Here is a 17,567-nt window from a genome sequence, read left to right as displayed (position 1 = left end):
GGAAGCATGATCGGCCTCCGGCCGGGCGCGCTGACCCGGGTCCTCGCGCTGGGCGCGCACTGCGACGACGTCGTCATCGGCGCGGGCGGCACGCTGCTGACGCTCTGCGGGGCCCGGCCCGGCGTGCGGGTGGACGCGCTCGTGCTGTCGGGCGGCGGCACCGATCGGGAGGACGAGGAGCGGGCCGCGCTGGCCGCGTTCTGTCCGGGCGCCGACCTGGCCGTCACGGTGCTCAAGATTCCGGACGGGCGGCTGCCGTCGTACTGGGAGCAGGCCAAGGACGCGCTGGAGGACCTGCGCGCCGAGACGAGCCCCGACCTGATCCTCGCCCCGTGGCAGGGGGACGCGCACCAGGACCACCGCGGCCTGGCCGAGCTGGTGCCCACCGTCTTCCGCGACCACCTCACGCTCGGCTACGAGATCGTCAAGTGGGACGGCGACCTCGGCCGCCCCTCGGTCTACCAGCCGCTGGACCCGCGCACGGCCGAGACCAAGGCCGACCTGCTGGAGCGGCACTACCCGTCGCAGCGGCGGCGGTCCTGGTACGACCGGGAGGCGTTCCTCGGGCTGGCCCGCGTGCGCGGCGTCGAGTGCGGCGCCCGCTACGCCGAGGCGTTCCACACCCGCAAGCTCACCCTCGACCTGGCTGGAGACTGACTGTGCGGATCCTGCTGACCGGCCACCAGGGCTACCTGGGCAGCGTCATGGCCCCCGTGCTGCGCGGTGCGGGGCACCAGGTGGTCGGCCTCGACTCGGGGCTGTTCGCCGACTGCGTGCTCGGGCCCCTGCCGGAAGAGCCGCCCGCCCACGCCGTGGACCTGCGCGACGTGACCCCGGAGCTGCTCGACGGTGTGGACGCCGTCGTCCACCTCGCGGCGCTGTCGAACGACCCGCTCGGGTCGCTGGCGCCCGAGCTGACCTACGCCATCAACCACCACGCGTCCGTACGGCTGGCCCGCCTGGCCAGGGACGCCGGGGCGAAACGGTTCCTGTACGCCTCCACCTGCTCGGTCTACGGCGCCTCCGGCGGCGACGACCTGGTGGACGAGGACGCGCCGCTGCGGCCCGTCACCCCGTACGCGGAGTCGAAGGTCCGCGTGGAGGACGACCTGGTGGAGCTGGCCGACGACGACTTCTCGCCGGTGTTCCTGCGCAACGCCACCGCCTTCGGGTTCTCGCCCCGGCCGCGCGCCGACATCGTGCTCAACAACCTGGTGGGCCACGCCCACCTCAGCGGCCAGGTGCGGGTGCTGTCCGACGGCACCCCGTGGCGGCCCCTGGTCCACGCCCGGGACATCGCCGAGGCGTTCCTGCGCGCGCTCACCGCGCCCCGCGAGGCCGTGCACGCCCGCGCCTTCAACGTGGGCACCGAGCGCAACAACGTGACGGTCGCCGAGATCGCCGCCGAGGTCGTGGAGGCGGTGCCCGGCTCGACCCTGGTCATCACCGGCGAGACCGGCAGCGACCCGCGCTCGTACCGGGTGGACTTCTCCCGGGTGCGGAGCGCGCTGCCCGGCTACGAGGCCCGCCGGACGGTCAAGGAGGGCGCGGCCGAGCTGGTCGACGCCTACCGCACGTACGGGCTGACCCGGCACGCCTTCGAGCGCCGCTACACGCGCCTGGCCCGCCTGTCGGACCGCCGCGACGCGGGCGAGATCTCCGCCGAGCTGCGCCCATGACCCCTGAAGAGATGCACGCGATGGTGGAGCGGCTCTACCCGATCTGCCGCAGCATCACCGGAGACGGCGTCCGGGAAACCCTCGCCGTCATCGGGGAGCGGCTGGCGCTCGACGTCACCGAGGTGCCGACGGGCACGCCGGTGCTCGACTGGACGGTGCCCAAGGAGTGGAACATCCGCGACGCCTACGTCAAGGACCCCTCCGGGCGCCGGGTGGTCGACTTCCGCGCCTCCAACCTGCACGTCGTCGGCTACAGCGTGCCGGTCTCGGGCGTGTTCACGCTGGAGGAGCTGCGCCCGCGCCTGCACACGCTGCCGGAGCAGCCGTCCCTGGTGCCCTACCGCACCAGCTACTACGCCGAGACCTGGGGCTTCTGCCTCAGCCAGGACGTCCTGGACGGGCTGGGCGAGGGGCCGTACGAGGTGCTGGTCGACTCCACGCTCGCCGACGGGTCGCTGACCATCGCCGAGCACGTGCTGCCCGGCGAGCTGCCCGACGAGGTGGTGATCTCCTGCCACGTCTGCCACCCGTCGCTGGCCAACGACAACCTGGCCGGCGTCGCGGTGGCCACGGCCCTGGCCGGCCGACTGGCCGCGATGGGGACCCGCCGGTACACCTACCGGTTCCTGTTCATGCCGGGCACGATCGGCGCGATCACCTGGCTGGCGCTCAACCGGGACCGCGTCGGCCGCGTCAGGCACGGGCTCACGCTCGCCTGCGCGGGCGACCGGGGGCCGCTGACGTACAAGCGCAGCAGGCGCGGCGACGCCGGCGTCGACCGGGCCGTCACCCACGTGCTCAAGGATCGGCCGCACACCGTGCTGGACTTCTCGCCGTACGGCTACGACGAGCGGCAGTTCTGCTCGCCGGGCTTCGATCTGCCGTTCGGCGGCCTCACCCGCACCCCGTACGCGGGCTACCCGGAGTACCACACCTCGGCCGACGACCCCGGCTTCGTCACGCCGGAGGCCATGGCCGACACCCTGGACGTCCTGTGGCGGGCCGTCGGGGTCCTGGAGGGGGAGCGCACGTACCTCAACCTCAGCCCGTACGGCGAGCCGCAGCTCGGCCGGCGCGGACTCTACGGATCTCTCGGCGGGAGAAGTGACACGAAACAGGCTCAGATGGCGATGTTATGGGTGTTGAACCTGTCCGACGGGGACCACAGCCTGCTCGACATCGCCGAACGATCAGCGCTGCCCTTCGCGGCGGTCGAGACCGCCGCGCGGGCGCTGGCCACTGCCGGACTGGTGAAGGAGATCGGTTGAACCTCAGGGTCGGAGACGTGGTGGAGGTGCGCGGCGAAGCCGAGATCCTCGCCACGCTGGACGAGCGCGGCGAGCTCGACGGGCTGCCGTTCATGCCGGAGATGCTGGCGTTCTGCGGCCGCCGGATGACCGTCCACAAGGTTGCGCACAAGCTGTGCGACACGCAGACCCGCAGCGGGCTGCGCCGCATGGAGCGCGCGGTGCACCTGGCGGAGGCGCGCTGCGACGGCTCGGCGCACGGCGGCTGCCAGACGGCCTGCTCGCTGTACTGGAAGGAGGCGTGGCTGAAGCGGGTCGGGAGCGGTGGCGAGGCGTTCCCGGAGGCGCCGCCCGCGCGCGACGGGCGGCTCCTGCCCCTCCTGGAGATCAACACCCGCAAACCCGGCGCGCCGGAGCACTACGCCTGCCAGGCCACCGAGCTGCTGCGCGCCGCCCCGGTCTGCCTGCCGGTGCGCAGCCTCGGCCAGTACGTCACCGACGTGCGCTCCGGCAACGTGGGACCGGCCCGCACGGCCCACGCCCTGCTCATCGGGATCTTCAACCGGCTCCAGGCGGCCAGCAAGCGCCTCCTGCCGGAGAGGCTGTGGTTCCGCGAGGGACGCAGGTGGGGGTTCCTGCGGCCGGGGCTGCGCGGGCGCACGCCCTCCGGCACCCTCGACCTCAAGCCGGGCGAGCTGGTCCGGGTCAAGTCGCAGGCCGAGATCCTCGCCACCCTCAACGAGGACATGCTCAACCGCGGCCTCGGCTTCGAGGAGGAGATGGCGCGCTACTGCGGCAAGGTGGTGCGCGTCCAGGCCCGCGTCGAGCGGTGCATCGACGAGCGCTCCGGCCGCATGCTCACGATGAAGTCCCCCTGCATCACGCTGGAGAACGTGGTGTGCCAGGGGGTGCACAGCCTCAACTGCCCGCGCGAGTTCGTGCCGTTCTGGCGGGAGATCTGGCTCGAACGCGTGACCCCCTGACGGCACCCCCCATCGGAAAGGCACGGATGGACGAGACGCGGCGCGTCGCCGAGATCGGCGCCCAGGCCGGGCGCGGGCTGCGCTGGAGCATCCTCGGCAACCTCGTCACGAGGGCCGGGTCGTTCGCGATGGGGCTGGTGCTGGCGCGCGTGCTCGCGGCCGACGACTTCGGCACCTACGCCGTGGCGCTGGCGGCGACGCAGCTCGTCATGCACGTCAAGGACGTGGGCATCCAGGCGGCCACCGTGCAGTGGCGGGGCCGCCTGGAGGACATGGCGCCCACGGCCACCGTGCTGAGCTTCGTGTTCGCCACCGCCCTGTACGGCCTCTTCTACGGGTTCGCCCCGGTCTTCGCCCGGATGGCCGGCAACGAGGACGCCACGGGCGTGGTCCGGCTGCTCACCTCGATCATCCTCATCGAGGCGTTCACCGCGGTCCGCAGCGCCGCGCTGCTGCGCCGCTTCGACCAGGACAAGCTGACCCGCGCCATCATGATCGGGTTTGTGGCGAACGCGGCCGTGGCGATCACGCTGGCGCTGCGCGGGGCGGGCGCCTACAGCTTCGCCTGGGGCCAGGTCGCCGCGTCGGTGGTGACCGGGGTGCTGATCTTCGTCTGGGGCTGGGTGCCGGTCCGGCTCGGCCTGGACCGGCAGGTCGCGGGACGGCTGCTGCGCTTCGGCGTCCCGTCGGCCCTCGGCTTCGGGCTGGAGGCCGTGCTGATGAACGCCGACTACGTCGTGGTCGGCAACGTGCTCGGGGCCGAGCGGCTCGGCTACTACCTGCTGGCGTTCAACGTGTCGAGCTGGGTGCCGGGGATCATCGGCACGGCGCTGCGCTACGTCTCCCTGCCCAGCTTCTCCCGTCTGGCCGAGGACCCGGCGGCGCTGTCGGAGGGCGTGCGCAGGTCCGTGCCGGTGATGGTGACGTTCGTGCTGCCGCCCGCGCTGGTCATGGCGGTCCTCGCCCATCCGCTCATCTCGTTCCTGTACGGCGCGCGGTGGGACTCCGCGGCGGGCGTGCTGCGCTGGCTGGCCGTGCTCATGGTGGTGCGGATGCTCATCTCGTTCCTGGCCGTGGACATCCTGACCGGGCTGGGCGCCACCAGGACCACGGTCTGGCTCAACCTCGTGTGGGCCGCCGCGCTGCTGCCCGCGCTGGTGGCCGGGGCGCACCTCGGCGGCATCAGGGGCGCCGCCGTCGCGCACGCGCTGGTCGCTGCGCTGGTCGCGGTCCCGTTCGCGCTGTTCCTCCTGCGCCGGGCGGGCGTGCGGGTGACGCCCGCGCTGCCCGCCCTGGTCCGGCCCGTCGTGGCGGCGCTCGCCGCGGGGACGCTGATGGTCGTCCTGGACGGGCTGACCGCCGGCGGTCCCGCGCTCGTGCGGCTGGCCGTCGCCGGGGGCGCCGGGCTGCTGCTGTTCGTCCTGGTCGCGGTGCCGGGCACCGCGATGCACAAGCTGGTGAGAAGGAGCGCCTGAATGGCATTCGACGACACGCTGGTCTCGGTGGGGCTGCCCGTCTACAACGGCGCCGACCGGCTGGAGAAGACGATCACCTCGGTGCTGGCCCAGGACCACCGCCACATCGAGCTGGTCATCTGCGACAACGCCTCCACCGACCGCACCGAGGAGGTCTGCCGCGACTGGGCGGCCACCGACGCGCGGGTCGTCTACCACCGCCAGCCGCGCAACATCGGGCAGCTCCCCAACTTCAGCGACGCGATCCGCCGCTCGCGGGGCGCCTTCTACCGGTGGGCCGGCGACGACAACTGGCTGGCGCCCGACTACGTCTCCCGCTGCCTGGAGGTCTTCGCCCGGGACGAGCGGCTGCTCCTGGTCACCACCCAGCAGGCGTACACCGGCCCGGACGGCACCACGCGCACGGCGCCGTACACGGGGACCGGCTACCTGTCCGACGACCCCGTGGACCGCTTCGCCGAGTCGCTGCGCATGCTCAACGAGGACCCGTTCGCCATGGACCCGCTCTACGCGCTGATGCGCCGCACCCGGGTCATGGCCGTCAACCGGGGGCCCGCCCTGCTGCGCGAGGACGAGATCTTCGCCGCCCGGATGGCGCTGGCCGGGCCGTGGGGGCACGTGCCCGAGGTGCTGGCGGGCCGCGACTGGGAGCCGCAGCGCCTGGCCGACATCGCCCGCAAGCTGGGCGCGCCGGCCTGGCATGTGCGGGTCTCCACGCTGATCCAGTGCAGGGAGCTGCTGCGGGCGCTGGGCGAGGTCGAGCTGACTCCTGCCCAGCGCCGCAGGGGCCGCGCGCTGGTGGCGCGGATGTACGTGCGCCGGCACGGCACGGTCGCCGCCCGGCGCGGACGCAGGCTCGCCGGCCTGGTCACCTCCCGCTGAAGGGCGCCACCGTGATCCGGTCGATCACCGGGGCGTACCGCGAGCGGAGGAGCACGCCGGGGAAGGTCTGCGACGCGTAGGTCGTGCCGTCGAAGTTCGGCAGCTCCTGCGCGGCGAAGCGCACCGTGTTGTCGCCCTTCTTCAGCCGCACCGGCACGGTCAGCTCCCAGAAGTCGTTCTCGTGGAAGGTGTGCGGGAACAGCACCCGCTGCGGCGCGGCCCCGTTCACCGAGACGTCCGCGTGCCGGGCGAGCGGGTCGGGGTTGTAGTGCGTCGCGGCCGACTGCTCGGGGTTGGCGTAGCGGACGCGCATGGCGTACGTGCCGTCCCGGTCGGCCCGCACCGTGAACGTGAGCGTGTTCGCGTTCCCGGGCGGGCCGCCGATCCCGGTCACCGCGGCCTCGCCGTCGGCCAGGGAGAACGGCGCCGCCTTGGCCGTCCCGGCGAGCGCGGCGGCCTCCGCCTGGTGGACGGTGGCGGGCAGCGCGTCGGGGGTGGGCCGCACGTCGAGGCGGTCGACGAGCGACGTGCCGGTCCGGCCGGTCACCGTGACCTTGTTGACGCCGCCGGACATCGACACCGCCACGGTCGAGTCGCCGCGCCGGGCCTCCGTCACCTCCACGCCGTTGACGGTCACCAGCGCCTTGCCGGAGCCGAGCAGCCCGAGGTCGAGGGTGGCCGCGGCGTCCCGGGCCGAGTAGACCCAGAAGGTGACCGACTGGCCCTCGCGGACCTCGGCCACGCCGGAGCCCGTGCTCCCCGGCACGTCGTACGACAGGCGGGCCCCGCGCAGGTCGGCCAGTCGAAGTCGTACACGAGGGCGGGGGCGGGCGGGTCGGCGGCGGCCATGGCGTCCGGGACTCCTGTGGATAACGCGAGGATGAGGACGGCCGGGAGGAGCCCGGCTCGCGCGGCCTTGGTGATGTTCGTCGGTGTCATCAACGGCTTCCCTGGGTGATCGTCCTGCGGGAGGGAGTGCCGTCCCTGTCCACCATGCGATGTGAGCGTTAACAGGCGGATCCGGGAGTGATCGGCGGCGCCACGTGGGTTTCGCGCAGGTTACGCGGCGGCGTCGCGGCGCGTCAATGCTCCGGCGGCGGGTATGTTCCCGCCCGTTTACCGACATGTCACGATTCGGTATCGGGCGTAACGTGCCCTTGACGCGGATCCGAGCCTGGGCGACAGTCGAGCACATCGTTGAACCGGTTCGCCTGTTCCGAGGGTTCGCAGGCGGCCCCCGTCCGGGACGGTGCCGCGCCCCGGCTCGCTGTGGCCTGCGAACGCCGACGACAACGGCGCCTTCGCCAGGGTTCCGGGAGACGGTACGGGAGTCAGTCGGTCTTCAGCGTCGAACCGGTTCGACGATCAAGGAGGTGAGAATGGCGACGATCGGGGACGTGGCCCGGGAGGCCGGCGTCAGCCGCAGCACGGCGTCGTACGCGCTGTCGGGCAAGCGGCCCATCTCGGAGGAGGTGCGCCGGCGCGTGCTCGCGGCGGCCGAGGCGCTCGCCTACACGCCGAACGCCGGCGCGCGGGCGCTGGCCACGTCCAGGACCAAGGTCCTCGGTCTGCTCGCCCGCTTCTACACGGACGAGTTCGCGCCCGCGATGATGCAGTACATCCAGGGTGTCACCGACACCGCCCGCGACCTGGGCTACGACACGCTGCTGGTCACCGATGAGGACGGGGCGCGGGCGCTGCGGCGCATCACCGACTCCCGCATGGTGGACGGCGTCGTCCTGATGAACATCGCGCAGGACGACCCGAGGCTGCCGATCCTGCGGGCGGCGTCCCAACCGGGCGCCACGGTCGGCCTGCCGGGCGACTGCTCCGGGATCGACGTGTTCGACCTCGACTTCGAGGAGGCCGGACGGGCCATGGTGGACCACCTCCACCGGCTCGGCCACCGCGAGCTGATCCTTATCTCGCAGCCCGAGCACGTGGTCGAGCGGGGCGGCGCGTACGTGTGGCGCCTCAGGGACGCCGCGCTGGAGCGGGCCCGCCAGTGCGGCGTCACCCTGCACGCCGTGTACGGCGAGTCCCGGCAGCCGGCCGTCGGGCGCCTGCTCCACACGCTGCTGGACACCTACCCGTCGGCCACCGGCCTGCTGGTCAACAACGAGGCGGCCGCCGCGGCGCTGCCCTCGGTCGCCCACGAGCGGGGGTTGCGGGTGCCCGAGGACCTGTCGGTCATCGGGCGCTACTCCGCCGAGTTCGCCGCGGCCTTCTCCCTGCCCTACTCGTTCGTCGAGAGCGCGCCCGACCGCCTCGGCTCCATGGCGGTGCGCCAGCTCGTGCGCCGCGTGGAGTCGGCGGCGGCCCGCCGCGAGCCCTTCGTCGTGCGCTTCATCTCCCCCGAGCTCGTGTCCCGCGGCAGCACCACGCCGCCGCGGGCCACCCGTCCGCGTACGCCCGCCCGCTAGCGCCGGGCGCACCCCACAGACCATTCGCCGGCGCTCGTTGTTAGCGCTAACACCTGGAGGATTCGGGTGACTCGTCCATCGTTCCCCGCCCGCGCGGCGGCCTTCGGAACCGCCCTCCTGAGCCTGTCCGCCCTGGCCGCCTGCGCGTCCGCGCCCACCCCCGGCACCGGCTCCGCCGCGCCCGCCGCCGACGCGAGCACCTACACGTGGTGGGACCCGTACCCGCAGCACGACGCCTCCTCCGCCTGGGCCAAGCGGGTGGACACCTGCGGCAAGCAGGCCGGCGTCACCATCAAGCGCACCGCCTACGACACCACGGCGCTGACCAACCAGGCCCTGCTCGCCGGCCAGGAGGGCAACGCCCCCGACGTCATCCTGCTCGACAACCCCGCCGTCTCCACCCTCGCGGACGCGGGGATGCTGGCCACGATGGACGACTTCGGCCTGGACACCGCCCGGTTCGACAAGAACCTCATCGCCGCCGGCGAGCTGGACGGCAAGACCTACGGCATCCCCATCGGCGCTAACACGCTCGCCCTCTACTACAACAAGAAGATCCTCGACGCCGCCGGCGTCGACCCGGCCTCGATCAAGGACTGGGCCACGCTCGGCGCGGCGCTGAAGAAGGTCAAGGCCGCGGGCAAGAAGCCGATCACCTTCGCCGCCATCGGCACGGAGGAGGGCTCCTTCCAGTTCCTGCCATGGTTCTGGGGCGCGGGCGCGAAGCTCACCGAGCTGGACTCGCCGCAGGCGGCCGAGGCGCTCAGCCTCTGGAACTCCTGGGTCAAGGACGGCCTGGCCCCCAACTCGGTGCTGAGCAACTCGCAGAACACCACCTGGGAGGAGTTCCTCACCGGCGAGTTCGGCTTCGCCGAGAACGGCACCTGGCAGATCGACAGCGCCGCGAAGGCGGGCTTCCCGACAGGCATCGTGCAGATCCCGGCCAAGGACGGCGGCGGCGCCCCCACCCCCACGGGCGGCGAGTTCATCACGGTCCCCGTGCAGAAGGACACCAAGCGCTACACCGCCACCAAGAAGATCGTCGAGTGCATGACCACGCCCGAGGGCCTGGTCGAGACGGGCACGACGTTCGCCTACTACATCCCGTCCACCGCCGAGGGGCAGCAGGCCATCCTCGCCAAGGAGCCGAGCCTGAAGCCGTGGGTGGAGGCCGTCCGGTCGGCCAAGGGCCGCACGAGCGACAACCTCGGCACCAAGTACCCCAAGATCTCCGAAGCCCTGTGGACGGCGGTGCAGAAGGCGCTGAGCGGCTCGGCCGCGCCCGCCGACGCGCTCAAGGACGCCCAGGCCAAGGCCAAGCAGGCCGTCGGCGGCTGAGCGGACCCTTCCATGGCATTCACCCGCACCGACGCGGTGGCGACCACCGGCAGGCCGGCGGCGAAGGTGAGCCCCGCCCCCGGCCGCCGGCGCTCCGGGCGGTGGACGGCCCTCGCCTTCCTCGCCCCGCTGGTCGTCTACCTGCTCGTCTTCTACGCCTATCCGCTGTACCGCAACGTCGAGCTCAGCGTGCACGACTACACGCCGCGCGCGTTCGTCCAGGGCGACCCCGAGTTCACCGGCCTGGCCAACTACCGCGCCGTCCTGTCGGACGACGCCTTCCTCGCGGCGCTGCGCAACACGGCCCTGTTCACGCTGGTGTCCATCGCCTTCCAGTACGCGCTCGGCCTCGCGCTCGCGGTCTTCTTCCAGCGCGGCTTCCGGCTGTCCGCGGTGCTGCGCGCGATGTTCCTCGTGCCGTGGCTGCTGCCGCTGATCGTGTCGGCCTCGACCTGGTCGTGGATGCTCAACAGCGACAACGGCATCGTCAACGCCTTCCTGCGGGCGTTCGGGATCGGCCAGATCAACTGGCTCACCTCCCCGGGCACCGCGCTGCTGTCGGTCACCGTCGCCAACATCTGGCTCGGGGTCCCGTTCAACCTGGTGATCCTGTACGCCGGGCTGCAGAACATCCCGGCCTCCCTGTACGAGGCCGCCGGCTTGGACGGGGCGAACGCCTGGCAGCGGTTCTGGCGCATCACCTTCCCCCTGCTGCGTCCGGTGTCGGCGATCACGCTGCTGCTCGGCCTCATCTACACGCTCAAGGTCGTCGACATCATCTGGATCATGACGAGGGGAGGGCCCGCGGACGCCTCGACCACGCTGGCGATCTGGTCCTACCGCGAGGCGTTCGGCACGGGGCAGCCCGACTTCTCCCCGGCGGCGGCCGTCGGCAACCTGCTCATCCTGATCGCCTTCGCCGCGGGCCTTCTCCACGTCCGGATGCAGCGGAAGGAGGGAATCTCGTGAGCAGATGGAGGACCGCCGTCGGGGTCGTCCTGACCGGGGTGATGCTGTTCCCGGTCTACTGGATGGTCAACGTCTCCCTCACCAGGACCGGCGACATGCGGGCCGACCCGCCCCACTGGTTTCCCTGGAACCCCACCTTCGAGGGGTACGCGGCGGCGCTCGGCCAGCAGCTCCCGGCCCTGGCCACCAGCCTGTTCATCGGCCTCGGGACGGTCGCCATCACCCTGCTGGTGGCCCTGCCCGCCGGGTACGCGCTGGCGAAGCTGCTGCCGCGCGGCACCGGCGTGGTCGACTTCCTGCTGCTCGTCGCGCAGATGATCCCGGCCGTCGTCATGGCCATGGGCTTCTACGCGATCTACATCAGGCTCGGGATGCTGAACACGGTCACGGGGCTGATCGTCGCCGACTCGACGCTGGCCGTGCCGTTCGCGGTGCTGCTGTTCCGGGCGTTCATGGCCGGCATCCCCGGGGAGATCATGGCTGCGGCGCAGATCGACGGGGCGGGCACCTGGCGCACGTTCCGGTCGGTCGTCCTGCCGCTGAGCCGCAACTCGGTGATCACCGTGTCGCTGTTCGCGTTCCTGTGGGCCTGGTCGGACTTCATCTTCGCCTCGACCCTCAACCGCAGCAGCGACACGATCCCGGTCACGCTCGGCATCTTCCGCTACATCGGCAACAACACCACCCAGTGGAACTCGATCATGGCGACCGCGGTGATCGCGTCCGTCCCCGCCGCCTTCCTGCTCGTTCTCGCGCAGCGCTACATCGCCGCCGGGGTCACCGCCGGCGCAGTAAAGGACTGAACAGCCAGTGACGATCACACCTCAGGCGCCGGCCGCCGCCCGCGCCGTCCCCGTGCTGCCCACGAGCGGGCCGGTGCGCCCCCTCGGGCTCGGCCAGGTCTCGCTCACCGGCGGGTTCTGGGGCGTCAGGCAGAGCGTGAACGCCGCGGCCACGCTGGCCCACTGCGAGTCGTGGATGGAGCGCCTCGGCTGGCTGGCCAACTTCGACCGCGTCGCCGACGGCACGACCTCGCCCGACCGTCCCGGCTGGTCGTTCTCCGACTCCGAGGTCTACAAGCTCCTGGAGGCCCTGGCCTGGGAGGCGGGCCGTACCGGTGACCAGGGGGCGGAGGCCGCGATCAAGCGGCTGACCGCGCGCGTGGCCCGGGCGCAGGACCCGGACGGCTACCTCAACACGTGCTTCGGGCACGCCGGGCAGCAGCCGCGCTACAGCGACCTGGAGATGGGGCACGAGCTGTACAACACGGGGCACCTGCTCCAGGCGGCGGTGGCGCGGCTGCGCACGGCCGGCGAGGACGACCTGGTGCGCGTCGCGCGGCGGGCGGCCGACCACGTGTGCCGGACCTTCGGCGCGGACGGCCTGCCCGGCATCTGCGGGCACCCCGAGATCGAGGTGGGCCTGGCCGAGTTCGGCCGGGCGACCGGCGAGGACCGCTACGTCGAGCAGGCCCGGCTGTTCCTCGACCGTCGCGGCCATGGAACGCTCCGCGACATCCCGCTGGGACGCGCCTACTTCCAGGACGACGTCCCGATCCGGCGGGCCGAGGTGTGGCGCGGCCACGCCGTGCGGGCGCTCTACCTGACGGCCGCGGCGGTGGACGTGGCCGTCGAACGCGGCGACGACGAGCTGCTGCGCGCCGTGCAACGGCAGTGGGAGCGCTCGGTCGAGCGCCGGACCTACATCACCGGCGGGATGGGCTCGCGTCACCAGGACGAGGGCTTCGGCGAGGACTGGGAGCTGCCGCCGGACCGCGCCTACTGCGAGACGTGCGCGGGCGTCGCCTCGATCATGGTGTCGTGGCGGCTCCACCTGGCCACGGGCGACGTCCGGTACACCGACCTGATCGAGCGGACGCTCTACAACGTCGTCGCCGCCTCCCCGAGCCCCGACGGCCGGGCCTTCTTCTACGCCAACCCCCTCCACCAGCGCAGCCCCGGCCGCCCGGCGGACCCGTCCGAGGTGAGCCCGCGCGCCGAGGGCGGCACCCGGGCCGCCTGGTTCGAGGTCTCCTGCTGCCCCACCAACGTCGCCCGCACGCTGGCCGCCCTGGCCGGCTACCTCGCCACGACCGACGACGACGGCCTCCAGATCCACCAGTACGCCCCGTGCGCCATCCGCGCCGAGCTGCCGGACGGGCGGCCGGTGGCCGTGGACGTCGAGACGGACTACCCCGCCAGTGGCACCGTCCGGGTCCGGGTCGCGGCCGGCGCGTCCTCACCGTGGACCCTCTCGCTGCGGGTGCCCGCGTGGGCGGACGGCGCGACCGTGACCGAGGACGGGCGGACGCGGCCGGTGGAGCCCGGCATGCTCACCGTCCGGCGGGCCTTCCAGGCCGGTGACGTCGTCGTCCTCGACCTGCCGATGCGGCCCCGCCTCACCTGGCCCGACCCGCGCATCGACGCCGTGCGCGGCTGCGTGGCCGTCGAGCGCGGCCCGGAGGTGCTGTGCGCCGAGTCGCGCGACCTGCCCGAGCCCGGCGGGCTCGACGCCCTGGTGGTCGACGCCGGGACAGGACCGGAGCCGGACGGCGGGGGCGCGCGGGTGCGCGGCCGGATTCCCGCCCACACCGGTCGCGGCTGGGCCTACGCGCCCGCCCGTCCGGCTCCTCTCACGGAACTCGCGGAACTCGCGGAACTCGCGGAACTCGCGGAAGAAGGAGGATGGTTCGACGTGCCGCTGCGGCCCTACCACTCGTGGGCGCACCGCGGGCCGACGAGCATGCGCGTGTGGCTGCCCGTGGACGGGGCCCCGCGGCCATGACGTCCTTCTCCCCGCGCGAGATCCCGTTCAGCTCCTCCGGCTCCTGGTTCGGCTTCTCGCCCGTCGTGGCCGAGGGAGTCTGGGCCGACGACGTGCACCTGGTGTCGCACCAGACCGGCATGCACCCCGTCCTGCGGCTCGTCCCCACCGCCGGGCACGAGCGGGCCGGCGCCGCGGTGACCGCGACGCCGCACCGGCTGACCTGGGCTCACGGCGACGGCCGGATCGACCTGGTCTACGAGAGCCCGGACACCGTCCGGGTGCGCGGCCGCGGCCTCGGGCTGCGGGTGCTGGCCGCCGATCCCGTGCTCACCCCGTTCAGCGGCCCGTACTTCTACCAGGACCCCACCGACGGGTCGTCGGTCTTCACCGTCTACCAGACCGGCCGCCGCTACCGGATCACGCCGCTCGGCGGGTGCGCCGAACCGCTCGGCGACCAGGCGCTCGGCACCGCCGAGCGCGGCGTGGTCCTGCCGGACGACGCGTGGGAGATCGCCGTCGAGGAGTACGAGACCGCCCGCGCCCCCTACGCGAGCCGGGCGGCCTTCCCGGAGGTGGCCGAGGCGGCGCGCGACCGGTTCGCGGCCTTCGCCGGGGCCGTGGCGCCCTGGCGCGGCGAGCGCACTCCGGCGGCCGAGCTCGCGGCGTACGTGCTGTGGTCGGCCACGGTCCGCCCGGCCGGGTTCGTCACCCGGCAGGCCGTGCTCATGTCCAAGCACTGGATGGACAAGGTGTGGAGCTGGGACCACTGCTTCAACGCCCTCGCGCTCGGCGACGGCCTGCCCGGCCTGGCGTGGGACCAGTTCCGGCTGCCCTTCGACCACCAGGACGCCGCCGGCGCGCTGCCCGACTCGGTCGCGCACTCCGAGGTCCTGCACAACTTCGTCAAACCGCCCATCCACGGCTGGGCGCTGCGCCGCCTCGGCCCGGCGGCCGGCGGCGACCCGGCCGGGACGTACCGGCTGCTGGAGCGCTGGACCGCCTTCTGGCTGACCGCCCGGCGCGCCCCCGGCCGCGAGCTGGCGCACTACCAGCACGGCAACGACAGCGGCTGGGACAACGCCACCACCTTCGATCCCGAGCGGGTCGTCGAGACCGCCGACCTGGCCGCCTTCCTCGTGCTGCAGATGCGCGAGCTGGCCCGCCTGGCGGGGGAGCTCGACGACCGGCCGGCGGCGGCCCGGTGGACGGCGGCGGCCGACCGGATGCGCGGGGCGATGCTGGCCGAGCTGTGGCGCGGCGACCGGTTCGTCGCCCGGGGGGTGCGCTCGGGACGTACCTGGTCGAGCTCAAGCCTGCTCGACCTCATGCCGATCGTGCTGGGGGAGGAGCTGCCGGAGCCCGTCAGCGCGGCGCTGGCCGCGCGGATCGAGACGCACCTGACGGAGTACGGGCTCGCCACCGAGCCGCCCACGTCGGAGCACTACCGCGACGACGGCTACTGGCGCGGCCCGATCTGGGCGCCCTCGACCGTGCTCGTCGAGGACGGCCTGCGCCGCGCCGGTCATACCGGCCTGGCCGACGAGATCGGCGCGCGCTTCCGGGCCCTGTGCGAGAAGTCCGGCTTCGCCGAGAACTTCGACGCCCGCACCGGGGCGGGGCTGCGCGACCGCGCCTACACCTGGACGGCCGCCGCCTACCTCCTACTGGCCGGCGCCCACGAGCGGGTCGCCGCGCGCAGCTCCGCCATCCCCCGGTAACGCTGGAACGGCAGCTCGAACACCGCGGCGAACCCCCACGCGAACAGCACCGAGGCGGGCCCGGCCAGGACGAGCAGCGCCAGGAATCCGGCCACGCCGGGCCCGAGGAGCGGGGCGACCACGAAGTGGTGCAGCGCGACCACGATCGGCGCGTGGACCAGGTAGAGGCTGTAGGAGAACGAGCCGAGCGAGCGGAGCGGCCGGCTGTCGAGCACGCGCACCAGCGGCCGCGGCCGCCCGCCCGCCACGGCCGCCAGGAACAGCCCGGCGGCCGGGGCGAGGGCCAGGTCCACCCAGAAGAAGTGCGCGACCGTCCAGGCCGGCCCGCGCACGGCGACGAGGACCACCACGGGGGCGAACGCGGCGAGCGCCGCCCAGTGCAGGGGCGCCCGCACCGGCGCGCGGAGCACCCCGGCCGCCAGCACGCCCACCGCGAACAGCACCGCGAACTGCGGGGTCAGCCGCATCAGCAACCCCACCACCGGCACCCCGCCGGCCAGCAGGCCCACCGCCACCACGACCACCGTGACGGCCGCCGCCATCACCGCCGCGCCCAGCCGCCGCACCACCAGCAGCAGGAGCGGGAGGACGAAGTAGAGCTGCGCCTCGACGGCGATCGACCAGAACGCCCCGTTGGGGCTCGGCGAGCCGAACAGGTCCTGCACGAGCAGGCCGTAGAAGACGACGCTCTTGGCGGTGGGCGGCCCCTGGCCCGGCTGCGGCACCAGCGTCCACGCGACCGCGAGGCTGAACGCCAGCGCCGCCCAGTACGGCGGCAGGATCCGCCAGGCGCGGCGGCGGGCGAAGCGGCGCAGGCCGCCGAGCCGCCAGCCGGACCGGGCGGGCTTGACGGCCAGCGAGAACCCGGACAGGGCGATGAAGACGACGACGGCGAAGTGCCCGTACAGCAGCCAGCTCGCCCAGACCGGGCCCGTGTCGGCGGGGAAGCCGGGGAAGGACAGCAGCTGGCAGTGGTGCAGCACCACGAACAGCGCGGCCAGGCCGCGGATGCCGTCGAGCCCGCCCAGCCGCGCGGGCCGTCCGGGGGCCACCTGCGCCGACCGTTCAGGGAAACCAGCGGCCCCCGGTTCCATTCCCACCCCCGCACCGGCCGGTTTCCGGCCACCGTGAGGTTCATCGGTTCAGCACCGGTCCGCGTAACAAAGCGGATGTAACGGGTGGATGGGAAAGCGCGATGCCTTTTTGGAACGGTTTTTCGGGGGGATTATCGCGCCCCCTTGCTGTGGGTATCGGGCAGGGGATATATGGAATTCTGGAAGACCATTCTCGGCCTTGCCCGGCAGAAGCTGATCGCCGTCCCGGTCGCCGTCCTCGCCGTCGCCCTGGCGTTCACCGGATACCTCCTGATGCCCGAGCGGTACGTGACGAGCGCGTCCATGGTCCTCGTCACCCCCTCGGGCGGCGGCTCGATCGACGGCACCAAGCCCGTCGCGCAGACCAACCCGCTGCTGCAGTTCACCGACGACCTGCGCACCACGGCCAGCATCCTCATCCTGGCCCTGAACACCTCGGACGTGTTCGCCTCCGTCGGCGTCACCGAGGACGGGCCGACCGACCTGACCATCGACGACGGCCGCAGCAACCCGACGCTGCTCGGCGTCGGCACCACGGGCCCGTTCATCTACGTCCAGGTCGAGAGCGACTCGCCGGGCACGGCCGCCAAGGTGCTGTCGGCCACCCAGGAGCGGCTGCGCCAGGAGCTGGAGGACCGGCAGAACGAGCTGAAGGCGCACCCGATCACGTTCGTGCAGGCCGAGGACGTCGTGCGGCTCGGGCCGGAGGCCGACGGGTCGGCCAAGCTCCAGGGCGCCGTCGGCGGGCTGCTGCTCGGCCTCGTGGCCGGGTTCGGGGTGGCGTACGCGGTCGTGCGCCGCAGGCTGTTCCCGCGCACCCCCGTCCCCGTCCCCGTCCCCGTCCCCGACGCCGAGGACGAGGACGAGGACGAGCCGGTCACGCAGGCCCCGGAGGCAGGCGGGAACGGCTCGGGGCCGGGCCCGGCCAAGGATCTGGACGAGACCGGCCCCATCGACGCGGTGCGGCTCAACGGCCGCTGACCTGGCTACTTG

At 73.1% G+C, this 17,567-nt stretch carries 15 protein-coding genes; 13 read left to right on the top strand and 2 right to left on the bottom strand.

Going from position 1 to position 17,567, the window contains the following annotated elements; translation table 11 throughout:
- Nucleotides 1–6: 6 nt before the first annotated feature.
- Genes HD595_RS14075 through HD595_RS14050 form a run of 6 tightly spaced genes read left to right on the top strand, consistent with a single transcriptional unit; the run spans nucleotide 7 to nucleotide 6,266 of the window.
- Nucleotides 7–657: a PIG-L deacetylase family protein gene (locus HD595_RS14075; RefSeq protein ID WP_253769105.1), complete on the top strand. Its 651-nt coding sequence runs from the start codon at nucleotides 7–9 to the stop codon at nucleotides 655–657.
- Nucleotides 658–659: 2 nt separating this feature from the next.
- Nucleotides 660–1,679, top strand: a complete 1,020-nt coding sequence (locus HD595_RS14070; RefSeq protein WP_253769103.1) for an NAD-dependent epimerase/dehydratase family protein — start codon at nucleotides 660–662, stop codon at nucleotides 1,677–1,679.
- A complete protein-coding gene (locus HD595_RS14065; RefSeq protein WP_253769101.1) occupies nucleotides 1,676–2,947 on the top strand; it encodes a DUF4910 domain-containing protein in 1,272 nt (423 codons plus the stop codon). The genes HD595_RS14070 and HD595_RS14065 overlap by 4 nt, the downstream gene beginning before the upstream one ends.
- Entirely contained in the window at nucleotides 2,944–3,909 is a 966-nt protein-coding gene (locus HD595_RS14060; protein ID WP_253769098.1) for a hypothetical protein, read from the top strand. The genes HD595_RS14065 and HD595_RS14060 overlap by 4 nt, the downstream gene beginning before the upstream one ends.
- 26 nt (nucleotides 3,910–3,935) lie before the next feature.
- Nucleotides 3,936–5,384, top strand: coding sequence for an oligosaccharide flippase family protein (locus tag HD595_RS14055; protein ID WP_253769096.1), 1,449 nt, complete (start codon nucleotides 3,936–3,938; stop codon nucleotides 5,382–5,384).
- The gene (locus HD595_RS14050) at nucleotides 5,385–6,266 is read left to right on the top strand and encodes a glycosyltransferase family 2 protein (protein ID WP_253769094.1); all 882 of its coding nucleotides are present in this window, start codon (nucleotides 5,385–5,387) and stop codon (nucleotides 6,264–6,266) included. It abuts the gene before it with no gap.
- Here the strand turns inward: HD595_RS14050 and HD595_RS14045 are convergent.
- Nucleotides 6,253–7,032 (bottom strand): carbohydrate-binding protein, encoded by a 780-nt coding sequence (locus HD595_RS14045; RefSeq protein WP_253769092.1) that lies wholly within the window; start codon nucleotides 7,030–7,032, stop codon nucleotides 6,253–6,255. The two genes, HD595_RS14050 and HD595_RS14045, sit on opposite strands and share 14 nt — an antisense overlap.
- Nucleotides 7,033–7,645: 613 nt before the next feature.
- Between HD595_RS14045 and HD595_RS14040 the strand changes: the two genes are divergently transcribed.
- The 6 genes from HD595_RS14040 (at nucleotide 7,646) to HD595_RS14015 (ending at nucleotide 15,480) form a co-directional block, all read left to right on the top strand.
- Nucleotides 7,646–8,689 (top strand): LacI family DNA-binding transcriptional regulator, encoded by a 1,044-nt coding sequence (locus HD595_RS14040; protein WP_253769090.1) that lies wholly within the window; start codon nucleotides 7,646–7,648, stop codon nucleotides 8,687–8,689.
- 66 nt (nucleotides 8,690–8,755) lie between these two features.
- Nucleotides 8,756–10,027, top strand: a complete 1,272-nt coding sequence (locus tag HD595_RS14035; RefSeq protein WP_253769088.1) for a sugar ABC transporter substrate-binding protein — start codon at nucleotides 8,756–8,758, stop codon at nucleotides 10,025–10,027.
- Nucleotides 10,028–10,039: 12 nt separating this feature from the next.
- Entirely contained in the window at nucleotides 10,040–10,996 is a 957-nt protein-coding gene (locus HD595_RS14030) for a carbohydrate ABC transporter permease (RefSeq protein WP_253769086.1), read from the top strand.
- Nucleotides 10,993–11,799 (top strand): carbohydrate ABC transporter permease, encoded by an 807-nt coding sequence (locus HD595_RS14025; protein WP_253769084.1) that lies wholly within the window; start codon nucleotides 10,993–10,995, stop codon nucleotides 11,797–11,799. The genes HD595_RS14030 and HD595_RS14025 overlap by 4 nt, the downstream gene beginning before the upstream one ends.
- Before the next feature lie 7 nt (nucleotides 11,800–11,806).
- On the top strand, nucleotides 11,807–13,780 hold the full coding sequence (locus HD595_RS14020) for a glycoside hydrolase family 127 protein (RefSeq protein WP_253769082.1): 1,974 nt from the start codon (nucleotides 11,807–11,809) through the stop codon (nucleotides 13,778–13,780).
- Nucleotides 13,777–15,480 (top strand): amylo-alpha-1,6-glucosidase, encoded by a 1,704-nt coding sequence (locus HD595_RS14015; protein WP_253769080.1) that lies wholly within the window; start codon nucleotides 13,777–13,779, stop codon nucleotides 15,478–15,480. Before HD595_RS14020 ends, HD595_RS14015 begins: the two co-directional genes overlap by 4 nt.
- Here the strand turns inward: HD595_RS14015 and HD595_RS14010 are convergent.
- Complete coding sequence (locus tag HD595_RS14010; protein WP_253769078.1) at nucleotides 15,417–16,532, bottom strand: acyltransferase family protein; 1,116 nt, start codon at nucleotides 16,530–16,532, stop codon at nucleotides 15,417–15,419. The genes HD595_RS14015 and HD595_RS14010 overlap by 64 nt on opposite strands.
- A 213-nt stretch (nucleotides 16,533–16,745) precedes the next feature.
- On the opposite strand from HD595_RS14010, the gene HD595_RS14005 reads away from it, so the two are divergent.
- Entirely contained in the window at nucleotides 16,746–17,555 is an 810-nt protein-coding gene (locus tag HD595_RS14005) for a hypothetical protein (RefSeq protein WP_253769076.1), read from the top strand.
- Nucleotides 17,556–17,567: the final 12 nt, after the last annotated feature.

It is taken from the genome of Nonomuraea roseoviolacea subsp. carminata (assembly GCF_024172185.1).
Taxonomy (GTDB): domain Bacteria; phylum Actinomycetota; class Actinomycetes; order Streptosporangiales; family Streptosporangiaceae; genus Nonomuraea; species Nonomuraea roseoviolacea.
Note: the sequence above shows the minus strand (reverse complement) of the source record. Positions and strands in the feature narration are given on the sequence as shown.

Coding starts and splice junctions, on each gene's coding strand:
- HD595_RS14075 (WP_253769105.1), top strand. CDS start 7: ATGATCGGCCTCCGGCCGGGCGCGCTGACCCGGGTCCTCGCGCTGGGC.
- HD595_RS14065 (WP_253769101.1), top strand. CDS start 1,676: ATGACCCCTGAAGAGATGCACGCGATGGTGGAGCGGCTCTACCCGATC.
- HD595_RS14055 (WP_253769096.1), top strand. CDS start 3,936: ATGGACGAGACGCGGCGCGTCGCCGAGATCGGCGCCCAGGCCGGGCGC.
- HD595_RS14050 (WP_253769094.1), top strand. CDS start 5,385: ATGGCATTCGACGACACGCTGGTCTCGGTGGGGCTGCCCGTCTACAAC.
- HD595_RS14040 (WP_253769090.1), top strand. CDS start 7,646: ATGGCGACGATCGGGGACGTGGCCCGGGAGGCCGGCGTCAGCCGCAGC.
- HD595_RS14030 (WP_253769086.1), top strand. CDS start 10,040: ATGGCATTCACCCGCACCGACGCGGTGGCGACCACCGGCAGGCCGGCG.
- HD595_RS14015 (WP_253769080.1), top strand. CDS start 13,777: ATGACGTCCTTCTCCCCGCGCGAGATCCCGTTCAGCTCCTCCGGCTCC.
- HD595_RS14005 (WP_253769076.1), top strand. CDS start 16,746: ATGGAATTCTGGAAGACCATTCTCGGCCTTGCCCGGCAGAAGCTGATC.